The following is a 17,652-nucleotide window of genomic DNA, read 5'->3' as shown; positions in this document are numbered from 1 at the left end:
TCGGCGCCGTGCTCGCGCCACAGGCGCTCAGCACGGGCCTGGACGGCGGGATCGATCTTCTTGGGCATGATTGTCATCCTTCCTGATGGGACTCAGAAAGGAGCGGCATCAAACCTGGGGTGATTCAGAGGAACTCCGTCGCCTCAATCAAGATCTCGCGGTTCCGGCTCCGCACGAGCTGGGCATCGCCCCGGATGATTGGACGCGACTCCTGTCGACGATGTCCGAGCAGGCGCTCGCCTCCGGAAGTCCGCAGAACAATCCCGTGGTACCCAGCGCGGATCAGATCTGTGCGATCTATCGCGCCATCTACTGATCTCGTCAGACACCCCAAGTAAGGAGCTTTCGCTATGTCCACCACTTTCGAAGCAGCTCAACCGGTCCTCGTCGGGCATTGGATCGACGGCCGCCCGGCATACTCCGATGCGGCGGTCGATCGACTCGACGTGTACTGTCCCGCGACCGGAGAGGTCACCAAGCAGGTTCCGGCAGGAACGGCCGAGGATGCCAGGGCCGCCGTCGCCGTGGCGGCTGCCGCTTTCCCCGCCTGGTCGGCCATCCCCCCGCACATTCGCGCTCGCGTCATGTTCTCCTTCCGGGAGAAGCTGTTCGGTGACATCGACCGCCTCGCCGCGATCATCTCCGACGAACACGGTAAAGTGCTCGATGATGCGAAGGGCGAGGTGCTTCGCGGAATCGAGGTCGTCGAATACGCCTGCGGCATTCCAGAGTTGTTGAAAGGCGAATTCACCGATAGCGTCGGACGCGGAGTCGATGGTATGTCATTGCGGCAGCCACTCGGGGTCGTCGCGGGCGTGGTGCCTTTCAACTTCCCGGCGATGGTTCCGCTGTGGATGTTCCCCGTCGCCCTCGCTTGCGGAAATACCTTCGTGCTGAAACCGTCCGAAAAGGTGCCCACTCTCGCCATGGAGATGGCGCAACTGCTCAAGGAAGCCGGGCTTCCCGACGGTGTCTTCAACATCGTCCACGGCGGTCGCGAAGTCGTGGACACGCTGATAACCCATCCCGATGTCGAAGCCGTCAGCTTCGTCGGGTCCACCCCGGTGGCCGAGCACGTGTACAAGACCGGGAGCGACGCCGGAAAACGCGTCCAGGCACTCGGCGGAGCGAAGAACCACCTGGTGGTGATGCCTGACGCGGACGTGGACAACGTGGTATCGGCGCTCATCGGTTCGGCGTTCGGCTCTGCGGGCGAGCGCTGCATGGCGATCTCCGTCGTGGTTCCGATCGGCGACGAGATCGGCGACGCGGTCCGGGATGCGCTAGTCGCGAGGATCGCGGAGCTGCGTGTCGGCCCCGGGACCGAGCCCGGGGTGGAGATGGGGCCGCTGATCACCGCCGCGCACCGCGAGCGAGTGGTGTCCTACATCGAGGCCGGCGTCGCGGAGGGAGCCGAGCTCGTCGTCGACGGCCGGAGTGGACGGACCGATCGTGGCTTCTTCCTCGGCGCGTCGCTGTTCGACCGTGTCACTCCGGACATGCGGATCTATCGCGAAGAGATCTTCGGGCCGGTTCTCGGCATGGTCCGAGCGTCATCGCTCACCGACGCTCTGGAGCTGGTCAACGCGCACGAGTTCGGAAACGGCGCGTCGTTGTTCACTGCCGATGGGCGTGCCGCACAGATGTTCATCAGCCAAGCGAAGGCGGGCATGATCGGCGTCAACGTTCCCATTCCGGTGCCGATGGCGTTTCATTCGTTCGGGGGCTGGAAGCGTTCATTGTTCGGCGATCACCACATCCACGGTAGGGAAGGGGTGCGGTTCTACACGCGATACAAGGCGGCGACGGTGCGCTGGCCGGAGGCCGGATCGGCGGCGGCCGAGTTCGTCATGCCGACCTCGAAGTAGCAGCCGGTAAGCGTGCGATCGGCGGCCGGGCCTGGCCCCGGTCGCCGACTTCCCGCATCCTGCGGCGCTAGACTGAGCACACCGCCGTTCTTCCGACGAGCGGATCAGGCTCTTCGGGGGTGCACGTGACGGCGACGGGTCAGCCGGACGACCGATTCACCCCGCGATACTTTGCTATCGAGCAGGAACTGCGCGCACGAATCGCTATCCTCCAGCCGCACGACCCGCTGCCCAGCGACGCCGACCTTTGCGCAGAGTTCGACGTCAGCCGTATGACTGCCCGTTCCGCAGTGCAGAAACTCGTTCAGGACGGGCTCGTCTATCGACTGCCTGGCAAGGGCACATACGTCGCGCCTCCGGCGATCGACCGCCAACTGTCCAACCTGCGCGGCTTCACTGCAGAGATGACGGCACGGGGGATGACACCGTCATCGTCGTTGTTGGAAGCCGGACTGGTGCCCGCCGACACCGCGCAGTCGGATGCCCTGGAGGTGTCTCCTGGCACCGAAGTCCTGGTGATACGACGCATCCGGTCCGCGGACGGAACGCCGCTGGCGCTGGAATCCGCTACGCTCTCCGCGCGCTGCGCACTCGTGCTCGACGACGACCTCGAGTCCGGCTCACTGCACCGGGCCCTGATCTCGCGGGGAATCATTCCCGCGACCGGAGTGAGCACCGTCAGTGCGGAGCCGGCGACTACCGAGGAGGCCCGATACCTGGGCGTCGACGACGGCTCACCACTGCTGATCGAGCGGCGCCTCATCCGCGACACCGTCGGAGTCCCGATGGAGTGGACGGAGAGTCGGTACGTTCCCGGGCGCTACAGCATCACCGCTCAGTTCACCGTCGAGTTGCCGAGGGATTGACCTGAGACACCGGCGAGTCGGTTCGACGACTGACCTGTATAGACAGCTAGATGTATAGTCTTGATGAAGTAGGGAGATGCCCTGCCTACAGACAGGAAGGGAACGGATCGTGGTTTCGACAACGATGTATGGACGAGAGATCGCAGAGACTCTGCAACCGGGGGACATCGCCCGGATGATCGATCATTCGCTGTTGCGTCCCGATCTGACGCGGGAGGAGGTCGAGGCGGGCTGCCGACTTGCTGCTGAGTTGGGCACGGCATCGGTGTGCGTGAGACCCTGCGATGTTGTGCTCGCCAGGCAAGTGCTCAACGGAACTGCTGTCGCAGTCGGGACGGTCGTGGCCTTCCCTCATGGCAATGCGACGACGGCGGCTAAACGATTCGAGGCGGAGCAGGCGCTGCGCGACGGCGCCGTCGAGATCGACATGGTCGTCGATATCGGGGCGCTCATCGGCGGCGATGATCGGTACGTCCTCGATGAGATCCGGACCGTTGTGGAACCCGCTCACGCTGCGGGAGCGCTCGTGAAAGTCATTTTGGAGAACGCCTACCTCGACGATGAACAGATCCGGCGTGGGAGCCGTCTTACCGAGTCGGCCGGTGCGGACTTCGTCAAGACTTCGACCGGGTTCGCACCCGGCGGCGCGACAGTTCACGACCTGCGGATCATGGCGGACTCGACCGGTCCGGACATCCAAGTCAAAGCTGCGGGCGGGGTGCGGACACTGGACCGGTTGCTCGCACTGACGGCACTCGGCGTCACCCGGTTCGGAGCGACCGCCACGGCGATGATCATGGCCGAAGCGGAAGAGCGGGCTGGCGGGCGCGGCGGTGGCATTCGGGTTCCGTCGGCTCCTGAGTCCGAATCCGACGTGTCAGGCGGTGCGGCGGGGTACTGATCGGAGAAGCTGATGGACTCTCGGGACGCGAAAGTGCTGGCCGAGGCCACGGCGGTCCTCGAAGCGAACCGCTGTCGAGGAGCTGCACAGGTGCCGCTTTGTCGATTCGACTACACATGCCCGTCGCGGGATACCTATCCTTTCCAGTTCGGCTGGGATTCGGCGTTTCACGCGATCGCGCTCGCGCACATCGACCCTGTCCGGGCGCAAGCGGAACTGTCGAGCTTGCTTTTGGCGAAACAGCCGTCGGGCTTTCTGCCTCACATGGTCCTTTGGCAGGACGATCTGCGAAGTCGGGCCGCGACCGATTTTACGATCGTTGTCGCAGAGAGCGGCTGGCACACCGTGACGACTCAGCCTCCCGTTCTACCACGCGCAGTGGAGCGAGTATGGAGGGCGACGCGCGACGCGCATTGGCTGGATTCCATCCTTGCTGACCTGGAGGATGTCATGCGGTGGTGGCTCGACTTTCGTGATCCGGACGGCACAGGTCTCGTCACGATATTCCAGCCGGATGAGTCAGGTCTGGATTCATGCTCGAAGTACGACGAGCTGCTGGGAGTCCCTGGTGAAAACACGCCGGAGGTCGCCGCGCGATGGCATGAGGCGATGCGCGGACTGTTTGCGGCGTACGCGCCCGATATCGGTCACCGGCGTCCGGAAACCGACCTTTCGGGGCATGGTCGGTTCGTGTGGAAAGACGTGCTTGTCAACTGCATATTCGCTGATTCGGCGGCGGCACTCGCACGATTGCTCAGCGATCGCGGCCACCCTCGGAATGCTGCAGATTGGGAGCGGACCGCTGGCCATATCGGACGGGCTCTTCGTGAGCGCTGCTGGGACTCTGCGTCAGGTGCGTTCTACGACACGTACACGACCCCCGATGGCCAGCGGCTTGCCCGGGTGTTGACGGCATCGAGCCTGTTTCCATTGATTCTGGAGGATACGCCTCGCTCGATTGCGCGTGATCTGGTCGAGCACCTCACCGACAAGCGAGAATTCTGGCTTCCGTATCCGGTGCCGAGTGTTGCGGCGAGCGAGCCGAGTTTCGACCCGGCATTCGAGACGACGGCGCTGTTTCGTGGTCCGTCGTGGGTGAACCTCAACTGGTATCTGCTTGCCGGCCTCCGGACTCACGGATTCGAACGCGTCGCCGAGGAACTCGCGGCGCGAACCAAAGCGATGGTCGCCTCGTCTGGATTGCGCGAGTGCTATAACCCGCTCGATGGCGCCGGCTACGGTGCGCGTGACTTTGCGTGGAGCAGTCTTGTCGTGACGATGTGAGCGGCGGGACGTGCACGGTTACAGTGCGGAAGCCCGGAGCCAATACGGGTGCTGCCAGGAGATCCTGACCGCGCACGCACTCAGCCATATACGGACGCCGCCGTGCCGAACGCGAGGCCAACCGCCGCGAACGCCACGCCCGCGAAGCGGACGGCGGATACCCGGGCTTCCCCGAAGAACCACCGTTCTGGCCCGATCCCGTCTCAGTCCGGCACGACCACGACGCGCTCCGGACCGCGGTCGGCCCAGGCCTCGCCGATGCGGGACAGGGGATGGACCGTGTACGGGATGCGGACGGTGCCGGCGGCGACCTGCTCGATGAAGCCGGCCAGGCCGTCCATCAGCACCTCGTGGTCGACGCTGCCCAGGCCGCTGCCGCTCAGGGTGTAGCGGCGGCTGCGCAGCAGCGCGCCCGGCACGCGGGCGTCGGCGCCGGCCATCGTGCCGACCTCGACGTGCGACACCTCGGTCGCCTCGGCGAGCGGGGCGACCGCGACGAACGTCCGCTCGGCGACCGGCCCCCACAGGAAGTCGACGACGATGCTCGGCGCGCGCCCGTCGAGGGCGTTCCGGATGGCATCGGAATCGTCGTCGGTATCGGTCAGGGCCACGGTGGCGATCGCATCGCCGTGTTCGCCGGCCAGCCGGTCGAGGACGTCGGCGTTGCGGCCGACCGCGACCACGCGCTCGGCGCCGAGCGCCCGCGCGTTGTCGACGGCGAGGCCGCCCGACATGCCGGTGGCGCCGAGGATCAGCACGGTGCCGAGAGTCCGGCCCGTCGCCGCGAGCGCGGTGCGCCGCGTGCTCAGCGGGATCCACGACGCCAGCCCGGGATTGCAGCCGGCGGCGACGGCGAGCGGATCCACGCCGTCAGGGAGCGCGATGCAGAAGTCGTCCGGCACCGAGATCCGCTCGGCCATCGTGCCCCAGGGCGCGGGCGCCATGCCGGTGTAGACCAGCGTGCCGTCCGCCGTGCGCGCCACCGCGTCGATCCCGGGGACCAGCGGCCAGCTGCCGGTGGAACTGTAGTGATCGCCGGATGCCCGCATCCGGACGATGTTGTGGATCCCGGCGCCGACCAGCTCGACGATGCTCCGGCCGTCGGCCGGAACCGGCTCGTCGAACTCCCCGGCGACCGGGTCGTGTGCGGGTGCGGTGACGATGGCTGCCTTCACGACTACCTCCAATTTAACGTTGTTAAGGACTGTCTCCAGCGTCCTCTAACACTGTTAAGCTGTCAAGGTGGCCGCGAAACTGAGTCGGGACAAGATCATCGACGAGGCCTTCGCGCTGCTCGACGACGCCGGGATCGACGGACTGACGGTCCGCGCGCTCGCCGGGCGGCTCGGCGTCAAGGCGCCCGCGCTGTACTGGCACGTGGCGTCCAAGCAGGATCTGCTCGATCAGATGGGCACCGAGGTGGCCCGGCGGGTGGAGCGGCGGTTCGCCGATACGACATCCGGCGATTCGTTCGCCGGGGCGTTGCGCGGCTACGCGATGATCCTCCGCGAGGAGTATCTGGCGCATCGCGACGGTGCGCGCACCTTCTCCGGGACGCGGCTGATGGATCCGGAGGTGCTGCGCGGCCGGGAAGCGGCGCTCGAGCACTGGACGCGGCGCGGCCTCACCCTGGAGCGGATCGTCGACGTCGTCGACATCGTGACGGCGTTCGTCGTCGGCTTCGTGATCGAAGAGCAGGAACGACAGGACCAGGCGCGATATTCGCTACGGGATCGGGATGAGGCGGTCGGCGACGACTACCCACTGACCGTCCGCGCGGGTCACCACGGCTTCCGTCCGTCCGGGCAACGGTTCGACGACCAGCTCACGCTGCTGCTCGCCGGGGTGGCTCCGGATTGAATCGGCCGCAACGAGAACAGCCGGCCCCGGGATGCACCCGGGACCGGCTGTGAACGATGACGCGGAGAAACGCTAGGCGCGCTTCCAGGTCTTCCGCGGGCGCAGCGCCCAGATCGGCCAGACGACCAGGACGATGCCGATCGCGATCAGCCAGATGTCCTCGACGTGGCCGACATGGTTGCCGCGGAGCATCGCGAAGCAGATCAGACCGCAGACGAACGACGCGATCGCGTAGGTGCGCGGCGCCGTGCCCGACCAGCCGAAGCGCGCGGACGGCGCGTCCGGATCCTCCCGGACCCAGCCGGTATCGACGGTTTCGACCTCGGTGCTTGCCACTTGAAAACTCCTCGGGATCGGCAGCCTTGACGGATGACTCGACGGGTTCCGGCCATGTCGTATGACCCAAGTCTTATGACACAGCGTAGTACGTCGGGCTTCAAGCATAACCCGATCGGGGTGCGCCACAATGACCGGTGTGACCACGCGTGTGTTGATTCTCGGCTCGACCGGCTCCATCGGTACCCAGGCGCTGGAGGTGATCGCCGAACATCCCGAACTCTTCGAGGTGGCCGGCCTGGGCGCCGGGGGCGGAAACCCGGATCTGCTGGCGCGGCAGGCGGCCGAGACGGGGACGCCCGCCGGGCGGATCGCGGTGGCCGACGCCGCCGCGGCCGGGGCGGTCGGGGACCGGCTCGGCGGCCGGGTCCTCGGCGGCGACGACGCCATGGTGCGGCTCATCGAGGACGTCGAGGCCGACGTCGTCCTCAACGGAGTCGTCGGATCGATCGGCCTGCGGCCGTCGCTCGCCGCCCTGCGCACCGGGGCACGACTGGCCCTGGCGAACAAGGAATCCCTGGTCGCCGGGGGACACCTGGTGCTCGACGCCGCCGCACCCGGACAGATCGTGCCGGTCGACTCCGAGCACTCGGCGATCGCGCAGTGCCTGCGCGGCGGTGCCGCCGACGAGGTGGAGCGGCTGGTGCTGACGGCCTCGGGCGGCCCGTTCCGCGGCTGGACCGCCGAGCAGCTCGCCGACGTCACGCCGGAGCAGGCCGGCCGCCATCCCACCTGGTCGATGGGGCCGATGATCACCCTCAACTCGGCGACCCTGGTGAACAAGGCGCTCGAGGTGATCGAGGCGCACCTGCTGTTCGGCGTCCCGTACGACCGGATCGACGTCACCGTGCACCCGCAGTCGATCGTGCACTCGATGGTCACCTTCATCGACGGCGCGACCATCGCCAAGGCCTCGCCGCCGTCGATGAAGCTGCCGATCGCCCTCGCGCTGGGCTGGCCGCACCGGGTGCCCGGGTCGTCGGCGGCCTGCGACTTCTCCACCGCGTCGCAGTGGACCTTCGAGCCGGTCGACGACGACGTGTTCCCGGCCATCCGGGTGGCCCGGCAGGCGGGGGAGGCCGGTGGCTGCCTGACCGCGATCTACAACGCCGCCAACGAGGTGGCCGCCGCGGGCTTCTTCGCCGGGGCCCTCGGATTCCGGGACATCGTCACGGTGATCGCCGAGGTGCTCGCGCAGGCGGACGGGTGGACGGCGCCGCCGGGTACTGTGGAGGACGTGCTGGCCGCCGACCGGTGGGCGCGGGAACGCGCCGCCGCGCTGGTCGCGGCCCGTCGCAGCTGACCAGCCGGCACTCAGCTGACCATCGTCAAGACAGGGAATCCAGTGAGCTTCGCCCTCGGCATCGTGGTGTTCGCGCTGGCCCTGCTCATCTCGATCGCCTGGCATGAACTCGGTCACATGTGGGCGGCGCAGGCGACCGGGATGAAGGTCCGCCGCTACTTCGTCGGGTTCGGTCCCACGCTGTGGTCCACCCGCCGCGGCGAGACCGAGTACGGCGTCAAGGCGATCCCGCTCGGCGGTTTCTGCGACATCGCCGGGATGACCCCGCACGAGGAGATGACGCCCGACGAGCGGGAACGGGCGATGTACCGGCAGTCGACGTGGAAGCGGCTCGTGGTGCTGCTCGCCGGCCCGGCCCAGAACTTCATCCTCGGCATCGTGCTGGTGCTGATCGTGGGCCTCAGCTGGGGTCTGCCGATCCTCGGCGACAAACCGGTCCACGCGACGACGGTCGGCTGTGTGGCGCCCACCCAGGACGCGACGGGAAAGCTGGCCGACTGCACCGGCGACGGGCCGGCGAACGCGGCCGGGCTGCGGCCCGGCGATCGGCTGGTCGCGGTGAACGGGCACACCGTCGCCGACGACACCGACCTGGTCCACCGCGTGCAGGCCTCGTCCGGGGACGTGGTGCTGACCGTCGAACGCGACGGCCGGCGACAGGATCTGACGGTGCCGGTGACCCGGGTCCAGCGCATGACGAAGGACGCGGACGGGTCGCTGCGTCCGGTCACCGTCGGCGCCATCGGCGTCGGGCTGCACGTCGACTACGTGCGGCACTACGACCTCGGGAGCATCTGGGGCGGTGCGGCGTCGTTCACCGGCGACCTTTTCACCCAGACCTGGGACGCCCTGATCGGGCTGCCGTCGAAGGTCGGCGCGCTGTGGACCGCGGTGACCGGCGGTCCGCGCGACCCGGACACCCCGGTCAGCGTCTACGGCGCCTCGGTGATCGGCGGTGAAGCCGTCGACCACGGCTACTGGGACGTCTTCTTCCTGCTGCTGATCAGCGTCAACTTCTTCCTCGGCGCGTTCAATCTGATTCCGCTGCTTCCGCTCGACGGCGGCCACATGGCCATCGCCCTGTTCGAGAAGCTGCGCAACACCGTGCGCGGCTGGTTCGGCCGCGCCCCGGCCGGCCCGGTCGACTACTACAAGCTGTTGCCGCTGACGTACGCGGTGGTCGCGGTGATGGGCGCGTTCATGGTGCTCACCCTCACCGCCGACATCGTCAACCCCATCAAGGTCTTCTGACACCGCACAGGATGGAAACGCCGCGATCGGCGTGGGAACAGTCATTGGGCCGATCGGCGCCTCCCGCGTCGCGATCGCCACGAGTGTCGTAAGCTCTCGATAACCTGGTGTCGACATTCCAGAAGGGGAAGACCTCCGCCACGTGACCGACGAAACACCACCGCGCTACGCGCTGTCGTTTACCAGCGGAGGTCTCCTGACCCGGGAGGGCGAAGTCGTTGCGGCAACCTATCTCGATTCTCCCGACTGGGCAACGGCCCGTGCCCGCGTTGTTGACGATAATCTCCTGCAGGCCCGCACTGCCTCGTCGCTGATCAGAGTTGCGCGCGAAACCGCTCAACGACTCGCTGCGCTGACCGATCTCGAGATCGAAGTGTTGGTCGGAGGCAGCCCAACCGAGCAACAGCATCTGATGTGGACTGCGGCCTGTCGCCGTTACACCCTGATCGGTGACTTCGCTGAAGAGGTACTGCGCGAGCGCTTCCTGCTGATGACGCCGACGCTTCGCGCCGACCACTTCGACCGGTTCATCGCTGGTAAGACCTTGTGGCATCCCGAGCTCGATCGCTTGAAACAGTCGACGAGGCAGAAGCTTCGGCAGACGTTGTTCCGCATGCTCCGCGAAGCAGGCTTGCGTACCGACGCAGGCGACATCGTGCCCGCGGTGATCTCCGCGCGCGTCGCCGAGGTTCTGGACCGCCGTGAGCCCAGCGACATCCGATTCCTCCCTACGGGTACCACATTCACCTCCTCCAGCAACCAGGTGCAGCGATGAGAACAGCCCAGCGAAGCCTCACTCACGAAGAGAAGCACGTCTACGACGTGGTGCGCAGTGACCGATTCTTGAGGATGGAGGGCCTCTCCAAGGAGGTTCCCTCCTTCATCTACCACTTCCCACCTGCCTGGACCCTCGGCGTCGATCGCATGCGCGATCGGGTCACCACGAAGCTGCAGGGCGATGATGGGATCAGCGTTGTGGAGATCGATCTCTACGATCTCGCCGTCGAACTCCTCACCGAGCGAGGTGTCTGGGACCGCGTACTCCAAGCGGAGCCGACGATGGACAAGACCGACTTCCGTGAGCTGCTCCAGGGCATGCTCGATCCGCACGATCACCTCGCCCCGGCGATCCGCCTCCGGCTCGACGCCGAGCCTCGAACAGAGCCCAACACGACTGTCGTCTTCCTCACCGGAATCGGCGAGGTGTTCCCGTTCATCCGCGCGCACACGGTGTTGGAGAACCTGCAAAGCGTGGTGGTGGGACGCCCGATGTTGGCGTGGTTTCCGGGGACGTACGAGTTCACCCAGTCGGCCGGCCATCAGCTCCGGGCATTGAACCTCGCCGCGAGTGACAGCTATTACCGGGCCAAGGACATCCTGGAACAGGGGGCATGAGCATGACTACGATCAACGAGATCTTCGCCAAACCGATCGATCGCTCGATTGAGGGCGTGATCAAGGCTGATGACATTTCGCAGCTTGCTACCGAGGTAGAGGAGTACGTCCTCACCAACGAGGCCGCCAAGGGGGTCGAGCAGGTGCTGGAGGCGTACACGAACTACACCAATGCCAACGGCGTCTGGATCTCCGGTTTCTTCGGATCCGGTAAGTCGCACCTGTTGAAGATGCTGGCCCACCTCCTCGGCGACATCGACGGCCATGACTACCCGCGCGCTGACGTCTGCGCCCAGTTTCGGGCGAAGGCCGACGATGCGTTCCTGCCGCCGTTGATCGACAAGGCCGAGCGGATCGCGGCGAAGAGCCTGCTGTTCAACATCGACCAGAAGGCGACCCTCATCTCGAAGGATCAGAAGGATGCCCTGCTGAAGGTATTCGTCAAGATTTTCGACGAGTCTCGTGGCTACTACGGCAACCAGGGCCACATCGCCCGGTTTGAACGTGACCTCGATACCCGAGGCCAGTACACCGCCTTTCGGGAGTCTTTCGCGAGGATCGCGGGTGTGCCGTGGGCCCAGGGTCGCGAGCAGGCGGCCCTCGAGGCGGGCAACATCGACGCGGCCTTCGCCGAGGTCAACGGCACCGAGAGCCCCGGAATCATCCGCCAGTACAGCGCGAATTACACGGTGTCCATCGAAGACTTCGCGGAGGAGGTCGCGGATTGGCTCGGACAACAGCCCGCTGGCTATCGGCTGAACTTCTTTGTCGACGAGGTCGGCCAGTTCATCGGTACCAACACCCAGCTCATGCTGAACCTTCAGACGATCGCCGAATCGCTTGCCACCAAGTGTCGCGGGCGGGCGTGGATCTTCGTGACGTCACAGGAGGACATGGAGAAGGTCGGCGGCGACCGCACCAAGCAGCAGGCCAACGACTTCTCCAAGATTCAGGCGCGCTTCAATAATCGCCTCAAGCTCACCAGTCAAGACGTCGAGGAAGTCATCCGCAAGCGTCTCCTCACCAAGACCGATGGTGCGAGCACCGCGGTCGGCGCGATCTACGAGGTGGAGCACGCGAACTTCAAGACGCTGTTCGACTTCGTCGAGGGCCGCCACTATCCGAACTACCGCGACGAGCAGCACTTCGTCGGTATGTACCCCTTCGTGGGTTACCAGTTCCCGCTGTTCCAGGCCGCGATCGAGTCGATCAGCGATCACAACATCTTCGAGGGCCGCCACAGCTCGGTGGGTGAGCGGTCCATGCTCGGCGTCGTCCAGGAGGTCGCCACCGGGCTCGCGGACCAGCCGCTCGGTGTCCTCGCATCCTTCGACCGGATGTTCGAGGGCATTCGGGCGGGGTTGAAGGCCGCGAATCAGCGGGCGATCTTGGTCGCCGAGAACGCCCGGGACAGCGGAAAGCTGAGTTCGCTCGCGGTGCGGCTACTCAAAGCGCTGTTCCTGGTGAAGTACGTCGACGGCTTCACCGCCACGCCCCGCAACCTCACTGTGCTGGTGTACGACCGTTTCGGCGCCGACCTGACACAGCTCGGCAAGGACGTCATCGAGGCATTGAATGCGCTCGAGGCACAGACCTATATTCAGCGTAACGGAGACGTGTACGACTACCTGACCAACGAAGAGCAGAAGATCGAGCAGGAGATCAAGGATGTCGACATCGACAGCTCCGAGGTCTCCGCGAAACTCAACAAGCTGCTCGCCGAGTCGGTCGTGAAGTCCACGAAGGCCACTGCCAAGAACGGCCAGAACTTCCCGTTCGGCTACAAGCTCGACGGCGTCCCGTACGGCAAGCAGTACGAGTTGTCGCTGCACTTCATCAGCCCTGAGACGGATTTCAGTCTGGATCAGATCAAGATGCAGAGCGCGGGGTTCGACGAGCTCCGGGTGGCGCTTCCGGTGGAAGCGAACCGCGTCCTCGCTGATCTGCGATTGCTGCTGAAGACGGAGAAGTACGTCAAGCGGGCTCAAGGGTCCAGTCGAACGGCGGTCGAGACTCGGATCCTCGGTGAGAAAGGTTCTCAGAATTCCGAGCGTGAGAAGGAGATCGTCGACCGTCTTCGTGTCGCTGTGGTGGAGTCGACGCTGATTCACAACGCCGGCGTCCTCGACGTCACCGCCAGCGACGCGCGAGTTCTCATCAACGACGGCTTCGGCAAGGTCATCGCGGCCACCTACACCAACCTCGGCATGCTGGGCGGCAAGACCTATAGCGAGCAGAGTCTCAACGGACTGGTGAACCCCATTGACGGCTTCGACGGGATGGACGGCGTTCTCGACGTCCCGGCCGGAGATGTGCTCGGCTACTTGGAACTGCGCGGTAAGCGGCACGAGATGGTCACGATGAAACAACTCATCGAGCGCTACACCATCAAGCCGTTTGGCTGGGACCAATGGTCGGTCGTCGCGGTGGTAGCTCATCTGGTGGGGCAGGCGAAGATTGAGATCCAGGTCGACGGGAAGACTCTTGTCCGGACGGAGATCGTCGGTGCGCTGCGCAATACCCATCGGTACCCGAATCTGATCGTCGCTCCACAGCGGGTCTACGAGCAGAAGGTCGTGAACGCGTTCCGCAAGTTCGTGATCGAGTTCACCGACGACGGCGATATCACGAAGGATGCCGCGGAACTCGGCCGTGTCGGCAAGGAACACCTCGAGGCCAAACTCGCCGAGTTGAAGGCGCTGCGGGCCGGCGCCGCTTACCCATTCATCGATCAACTCGACGCGCCGATCGACCTGCTTGCGGAACTGAGCAGCAATCCGGCCGCCTGGTTCGTCGAGCATTTCGCCGGTGCCGATGATCTGCTCGATGCCAAGGACAACACGATCGATCCGATCAAAGCGTTCCTCAACGGCAACCAGTCGAAAATCTACGACGAAGCCCGGTCATTCATGCAGGCGAACAGCATCAACATCGCCTACTTGCCTGCTGGTGTTTCCGATGGGATCGAGGCGGCGCTCGAGGATCCGCAGATCTTCCGCGGCAACAGGACCACGCAACTCAGTAACGCTGCCACGGCTGTACGCGAGCAACTCGACGGTGTGATCGCTGCTGCGCGGGACACCGCGATAGCCAAGATCGACGACTACTGGGCGCAGGTACCTGACTGCGCAGCTTATGTGGCGGCGACCGGGGCGGCCCGGCAGTCGGTGACCCAGCAGACCGAGCAGGTGCGGGCGCAGGTTCGGCAGAAGACGCAGATCCCAGCGATCCGCGAGGCCGCTGCGCATTTCGTCGACACGGTCTATCCCGCGATTCTCGATGAACTCGAAGCCGGGAGACGAGGTCCTGCTCCCCAGCCGGAGCTCTCCAGCGATGACGAGCCGAAGGTGCGCGTCATCCAGGTTCCTCCACGGAAGCAGAGCATCTCGATCAAGAAACTGGCGCTGCCGGGAGCGGGCGGGGTGCTCGAAACCGAGGCACAGGTCGATGCCTACCTGGATCAGCTTCGAGCAACGCTGGTCGCGACGATCAACGACAACAAACGCATTACCCTCTGACGGGCCGCACCTCTCCACCGAGCGAGTCAGTGTAGTTTCGACGCGTGGATACCAAGCGGCTCGAGAATTTTGCGAAGACTGCCCGAAGTGAACTGCTCGTTGCCGTCGAGGCGAGATTGTCGACGGTGCTCGCCGGCGGCTCGGTCGCTCGCAGTGAGCGCCCCGAGGCGGTGCGCATCCTTGAGTCGGAGATTGCTGCGCACGGCCGCGAGCACGTCGTCGGTAAAGTCGCGTATACGTGGTTCAACCGTTTGATCGCGTTGCGCTTCATGGATGCTCGGGGTTACACCGACGGCGGGGTAGTGTCGCCGGCGTCGGGCCAGGCACACGGTCAGCCGGAGATCCTTACCGATGCCAAACGCGGCGTTCTCGACTCCGACGTTGTCACCAGTGTGCGTGCTCACGACGTGATCATGGGCCTGCTGGACGGCAGTCGTCGGAGCACCGACGCCGAAGGTGAGGCCTATTCGCTGTTGCTCACCGAGTACTGCCGGCACTGGCACAAGACGATGCCGTTCATGTTTGAGGCCGAGGGCGCATACACCGAGTTGCTCGTACCCACGGGTTTGCTCGCCGACGGGGCTTTGCTGTCTCGCGCCCGCGAGGTTCTTACCGAGGAGGTCTGTGACGACGTCGAGGTGATCGGCTGGCTCTACCAGTTCTACATCTCGGAGCGTAAGGACGAGGTCTTCGCCGGGTTCAAGAAGAACAAGAAGGCCGGTGCCGACGAGATCCCGGCCGCCACCCAGCTATTCACCCCGCACTGGATTGTCCGTTACCTCCTCGAGAACTCGCTGGGTCGCCTCTGGATGCTCAACCGACCGTCGTCACGCCTGGTCGAGCAGATGGACTACTACATCGCGCCGATCGATGAGGAGACCGATTTTCTGAAGGTGTCGACGCCCGAAGACTTGACGGTAATCGACCCGGCGTGCGGGTCGGGCCACATGCTCACCTATGCCTTCGACCTGCTGTACGCGATCTACGAGGAGCAGGGCTACGCGCCGTCGGAGATCCCGAGCCTGATCCTCACCCACAACGTCCACGGCACTGAGATCGACCCTCGTGCCGGGGCGCTCGCCGCGTTCGCGCTCACCATGAAAGCGCGTGCGAAGGACCGACGCTTCTTCACTCGCTCATCCTCGCCGGGTGAAGCCCGGCCGAACCCGATTTGCGTCATCGAGCCGGTCTTCTTCACCCCCGATGAGCTGGACGTACTCATCACGAGGGCAGGGGACCGCGATGCTGAAGATGCGTTTTGGAACCAGTTCCGCGACGCCGACACGTTCGGTGCACTGATCCGGCCGGACGCGGAGGCGGTCGCCCACGCCGCAGCGGTCTTGGACGGACTCGAGGATCACGAAGGAACGTTCTACTACGAAGCGATCGATCGCGCGCGCCGCGTCATTTCACAGGCCGAGGTGCTGAGCCGTCAGTACTCGGTGGTCACGGCGAATCCGCCGTACATGGGTGCGAAGCAGATGAGCGCACTCCTTTCACAGTTCATGAAGGATGAGTACGCGACAGGCAAGGCCGACCTCATGACGGCGTTCATGTTGAAGGCCCAGGTGCTGACGAAGCCCGGTGGGACTTGGGGAATGATCAATCTGCCGGCATGGATGTCGCTCAAGTCCTTTGAGGACCTACGGCGCGATCTGCTCCGGGACCAGCGACTGGCGTCGATGGTCCACCTCGGTCGCGGCGTCTTCGGATCTGACTTCGGCTCGGTCGCGTTCATCGTGGTCAACGCCGGGGGCAACGGAGGTCGCGCCGTCTACCGGCGTCTATTCGAGCAACACGTGGACGTCCGACCGGTGGCCACCATCGAGGCGCTCTTCCTCAACCGCGACTACAACCGCTTCGAGGTGGCACAGTCCGACTTTGCGGCGATCCCGGGCTCTCCGATCGTCTACTGGCTTAGTGAAAAGATGCGTTCGACACTCGCTGGCGCGCGTACGCTCAGCACATTGAGTCCTCCACGCCAAGGGCTGTCAACAGGCGACAATAGCGCCTTCACTCGGCTGTGGTGGGAGCCCGCGGCCCAGAAGGTCCTGCTGAGCGCAGCGAGTTCATCCGAGGTGCGGCACGGAGAAGTCAAATGGGTTCCGTACAATAAGGGTGGCGAGTTCCGCAAGTGGTATGGGAATCAGGAGTATCTCGTCGATTGGGCTCAGGACGGGGCGGCAATTCGGAGGTTGGGGCGTGGTGCTGTGCGAAATGAAGACACGTACTTCAGAGCATCGGTGTCTTGGACGAATGTCAGTTCTGGTGCGCCAGCGTTTCGTTGCTACCCCGAAGGATTCATTGCTTCCGCAAGCACCGGGGACGGGGTCTTCCCGGCAACACCTCAGGACATAAGTCTCTTGGCTGGCATCTTGAACTCGACCGTATCACTGGCACTGCTCGCAGCCGTTGCTCCTGGATTGACGTTTAACGTTGGTAGTATTTCGGGACTGCCCCTGCCTGAATCTCGGTCCAAGAACTCCCTGTTCGAGCGGGTCGAACGCCTCATCGCGACTTCAAGGGAGGACTGGGACGCTATCGAAACATCATGGAACTTTGCGACGAATCCGCTCGTTGACGTTGCCAGGTAAGCAGCCCGGCTCCTTATCTCTCACGTGAAAGCGCGACTAGTGGGTTCTCGGCAAAACTTCGCGAGGTCTCATCCGAGCCCCAATCATACTCTGATATGGAAACAAGCGCCCTTGCTCTTTCTACGATCTCTCCGTCAGCACCGGACGGTGCAATTGGAAGGCTTAGAACATGCCCGACTTCGTAGTTCATCGTTGGCGACAACACGTGCAGTAGGGCGAGCGCGAGCGTCGAGTTCAGGACTGCGATCTGCATCAACATGGAATCACCAGAGGTCATCAATGCCTTGCTGCCGCTGCCGAAGGTGCATCCTTCCGGTATGGCCCTAAACGACGGCGGTCCACTCGTTAGCCTGGTTCTTTCATCGGTGAATTCGACTCGCCGACCCTGATGCATGAAGAAAGGTGCTCTCACCTGCGATAATCGTTCTTGCGACAGTCCGATTACGTCAGAGCGAGGGAGCACCTTTCTGGTGAGT

At 64.6% G+C, this 17,652-nt stretch carries 14 protein-coding genes; 12 read left to right on the top strand and 2 right to left on the bottom strand.

Going from position 1 to position 17,652, the window contains the following annotated elements; genetic code table 11:
- The first annotated feature begins 85 nt into the window (after positions 1-85).
- The 5 genes from ACSEEN_RS20380 (at position 86) to ACSEEN_RS20360 (ending at position 4,919) form a co-directional block, all read left to right on the top strand.
- Positions 86-316: a hypothetical protein gene (locus ACSEEN_RS20380; protein ID WP_440714157.1), complete on the top strand. Its 231-nt coding sequence runs from the start codon at positions 86-88 to the stop codon at positions 314-316.
- 34 nt (positions 317-350) lie between these two features.
- The gene (locus ACSEEN_RS20375; RefSeq protein ID WP_440714156.1) at positions 351-1,868 is read left to right on the top strand and encodes a CoA-acylating methylmalonate-semialdehyde dehydrogenase; all 1,518 of its coding nucleotides are present in this window, start codon (positions 351-353) and stop codon (positions 1,866-1,868) included.
- 119 nt (positions 1,869-1,987) lie between these two features.
- The gene (locus ACSEEN_RS20370; RefSeq protein WP_440714155.1) at positions 1,988-2,734 is read left to right on the top strand and encodes a GntR family transcriptional regulator; all 747 of its coding nucleotides are present in this window, start codon (positions 1,988-1,990) and stop codon (positions 2,732-2,734) included.
- Between the two features lie 109 nt (positions 2,735-2,843).
- Positions 2,844-3,635 (top strand): deoxyribose-phosphate aldolase, encoded by a 792-nt coding sequence (deoC, locus tag ACSEEN_RS20365; RefSeq protein ID WP_440714154.1) that lies wholly within the window; start codon positions 2,844-2,846, stop codon positions 3,633-3,635.
- Positions 3,636-3,647: 12 nt separating this feature from the next.
- Complete coding sequence (locus tag ACSEEN_RS20360) at positions 3,648-4,919, top strand: amylo-alpha-1,6-glucosidase (protein ID WP_440714153.1); 1,272 nt, start codon at positions 3,648-3,650, stop codon at positions 4,917-4,919.
- 203 nt (positions 4,920-5,122) lie between these two features.
- Here the strand turns inward: ACSEEN_RS20360 and ACSEEN_RS20355 are convergent, their stop codons facing one another.
- Positions 5,123-6,094: a zinc-binding alcohol dehydrogenase family protein gene (locus tag ACSEEN_RS20355; protein WP_440714152.1), complete on the bottom strand. Its 972-nt coding sequence runs from the start codon at positions 6,092-6,094 to the stop codon at positions 5,123-5,125.
- A gap of 67 nt (positions 6,095-6,161) precedes the next feature.
- Between ACSEEN_RS20355 and ACSEEN_RS20350 the strand changes: the two genes are divergently transcribed.
- Positions 6,162-6,779, top strand: a complete 618-nt coding sequence (locus ACSEEN_RS20350; protein ID WP_298446715.1) for a TetR/AcrR family transcriptional regulator C-terminal domain-containing protein — start codon at positions 6,162-6,164, stop codon at positions 6,777-6,779.
- A gap of 72 nt (positions 6,780-6,851) precedes the next feature.
- On the opposite strand, the gene ACSEEN_RS20345 is transcribed toward ACSEEN_RS20350, so the two are convergent.
- Positions 6,852-7,115 (bottom strand): DUF2631 domain-containing protein, encoded by a 264-nt coding sequence (locus ACSEEN_RS20345; RefSeq protein WP_247867541.1) that lies wholly within the window; start codon positions 7,113-7,115, stop codon positions 6,852-6,854.
- 130 nt (positions 7,116-7,245) lie between these two features.
- Between ACSEEN_RS20345 and dxr the strand changes: the two genes are divergently transcribed.
- The 6 genes from dxr to pglX all read left to right on the top strand — a co-directional run bounded on the left by dxr (position 7,246) and on the right by pglX (position 17,176).
- Complete coding sequence (gene dxr / locus ACSEEN_RS20340; protein WP_440714151.1) at positions 7,246-8,418, top strand: 1-deoxy-D-xylulose-5-phosphate reductoisomerase; 1,173 nt, start codon at positions 7,246-7,248, stop codon at positions 8,416-8,418.
- A gap of 42 nt (positions 8,419-8,460) precedes the next feature.
- Positions 8,461-9,669, top strand: a complete 1,209-nt coding sequence (locus ACSEEN_RS20335) for a M50 family metallopeptidase (RefSeq protein ID WP_371307941.1) — start codon at positions 8,461-8,463, stop codon at positions 9,667-9,669.
- Positions 9,670-9,811: 142 nt separating this feature from the next.
- Entirely contained in the window at positions 9,812-10,444 is a 633-nt protein-coding gene (locus ACSEEN_RS20330) for a DUF1819 family protein (RefSeq protein WP_440714150.1), read from the top strand.
- A 74-nt stretch (positions 10,445-10,518) separates the two neighbouring features.
- On the top strand, positions 10,519-11,064 hold the full coding sequence (locus ACSEEN_RS20325) for a DUF1788 domain-containing protein (RefSeq protein ID WP_440714149.1): 546 nt from the start codon (positions 10,519-10,521) through the stop codon (positions 11,062-11,064).
- Positions 11,065-11,066: 2 nt separating this feature from the next.
- Positions 11,067-14,582, top strand: coding sequence for a BREX system P-loop protein BrxC (gene brxC, locus ACSEEN_RS20320; RefSeq protein WP_440714148.1), 3,516 nt, complete (start codon positions 11,067-11,069; stop codon positions 14,580-14,582).
- 44 nt (positions 14,583-14,626) lie between these two features.
- Complete coding sequence (pglX, locus tag ACSEEN_RS20315; RefSeq protein WP_440714147.1) at positions 14,627-17,176, top strand: BREX-1 system adenine-specific DNA-methyltransferase PglX; 2,550 nt, start codon at positions 14,627-14,629, stop codon at positions 17,174-17,176.
- The last annotated feature ends 476 nt before the right edge of the window (positions 17,177-17,652 follow it).

This window comes from Gordonia marina, assembly GCF_052036135.1.
Lineage (GTDB): Bacteria > Actinomycetota > Actinomycetes > Mycobacteriales > Mycobacteriaceae > Gordonia.
This window is presented reverse-complemented; position numbering and strand designations above follow the sequence as displayed.

Bases quoted from the DNA above. Each gene is read 5' to 3' on its own strand.
- dxr (WP_440714151.1), top strand. From the start codon at position 7,246: ATGACCGGTGTGACCACGCGTGTGTTGATTCTCGGCTCGACCGGCTCC.
- ACSEEN_RS20360 (WP_440714153.1), top strand. From the start codon at position 3,648: ATGGACTCTCGGGACGCGAAAGTGCTGGCCGAGGCCACGGCGGTCCTC.
- ACSEEN_RS20375 (WP_440714156.1), top strand. From the start codon at position 351: ATGTCCACCACTTTCGAAGCAGCTCAACCGGTCCTCGTCGGGCATTGG.
- brxC (WP_440714148.1), top strand. From the start codon at position 11,067: ATGACTACGATCAACGAGATCTTCGCCAAACCGATCGATCGCTCGATT.
- ACSEEN_RS20380 (WP_440714157.1), top strand. From the start codon at position 86: ATGGGACTCAGAAAGGAGCGGCATCAAACCTGGGGTGATTCAGAGGAA.
- ACSEEN_RS20325 (WP_440714149.1), top strand. From the start codon at position 10,519: ATGGAGGGCCTCTCCAAGGAGGTTCCCTCCTTCATCTACCACTTCCCA.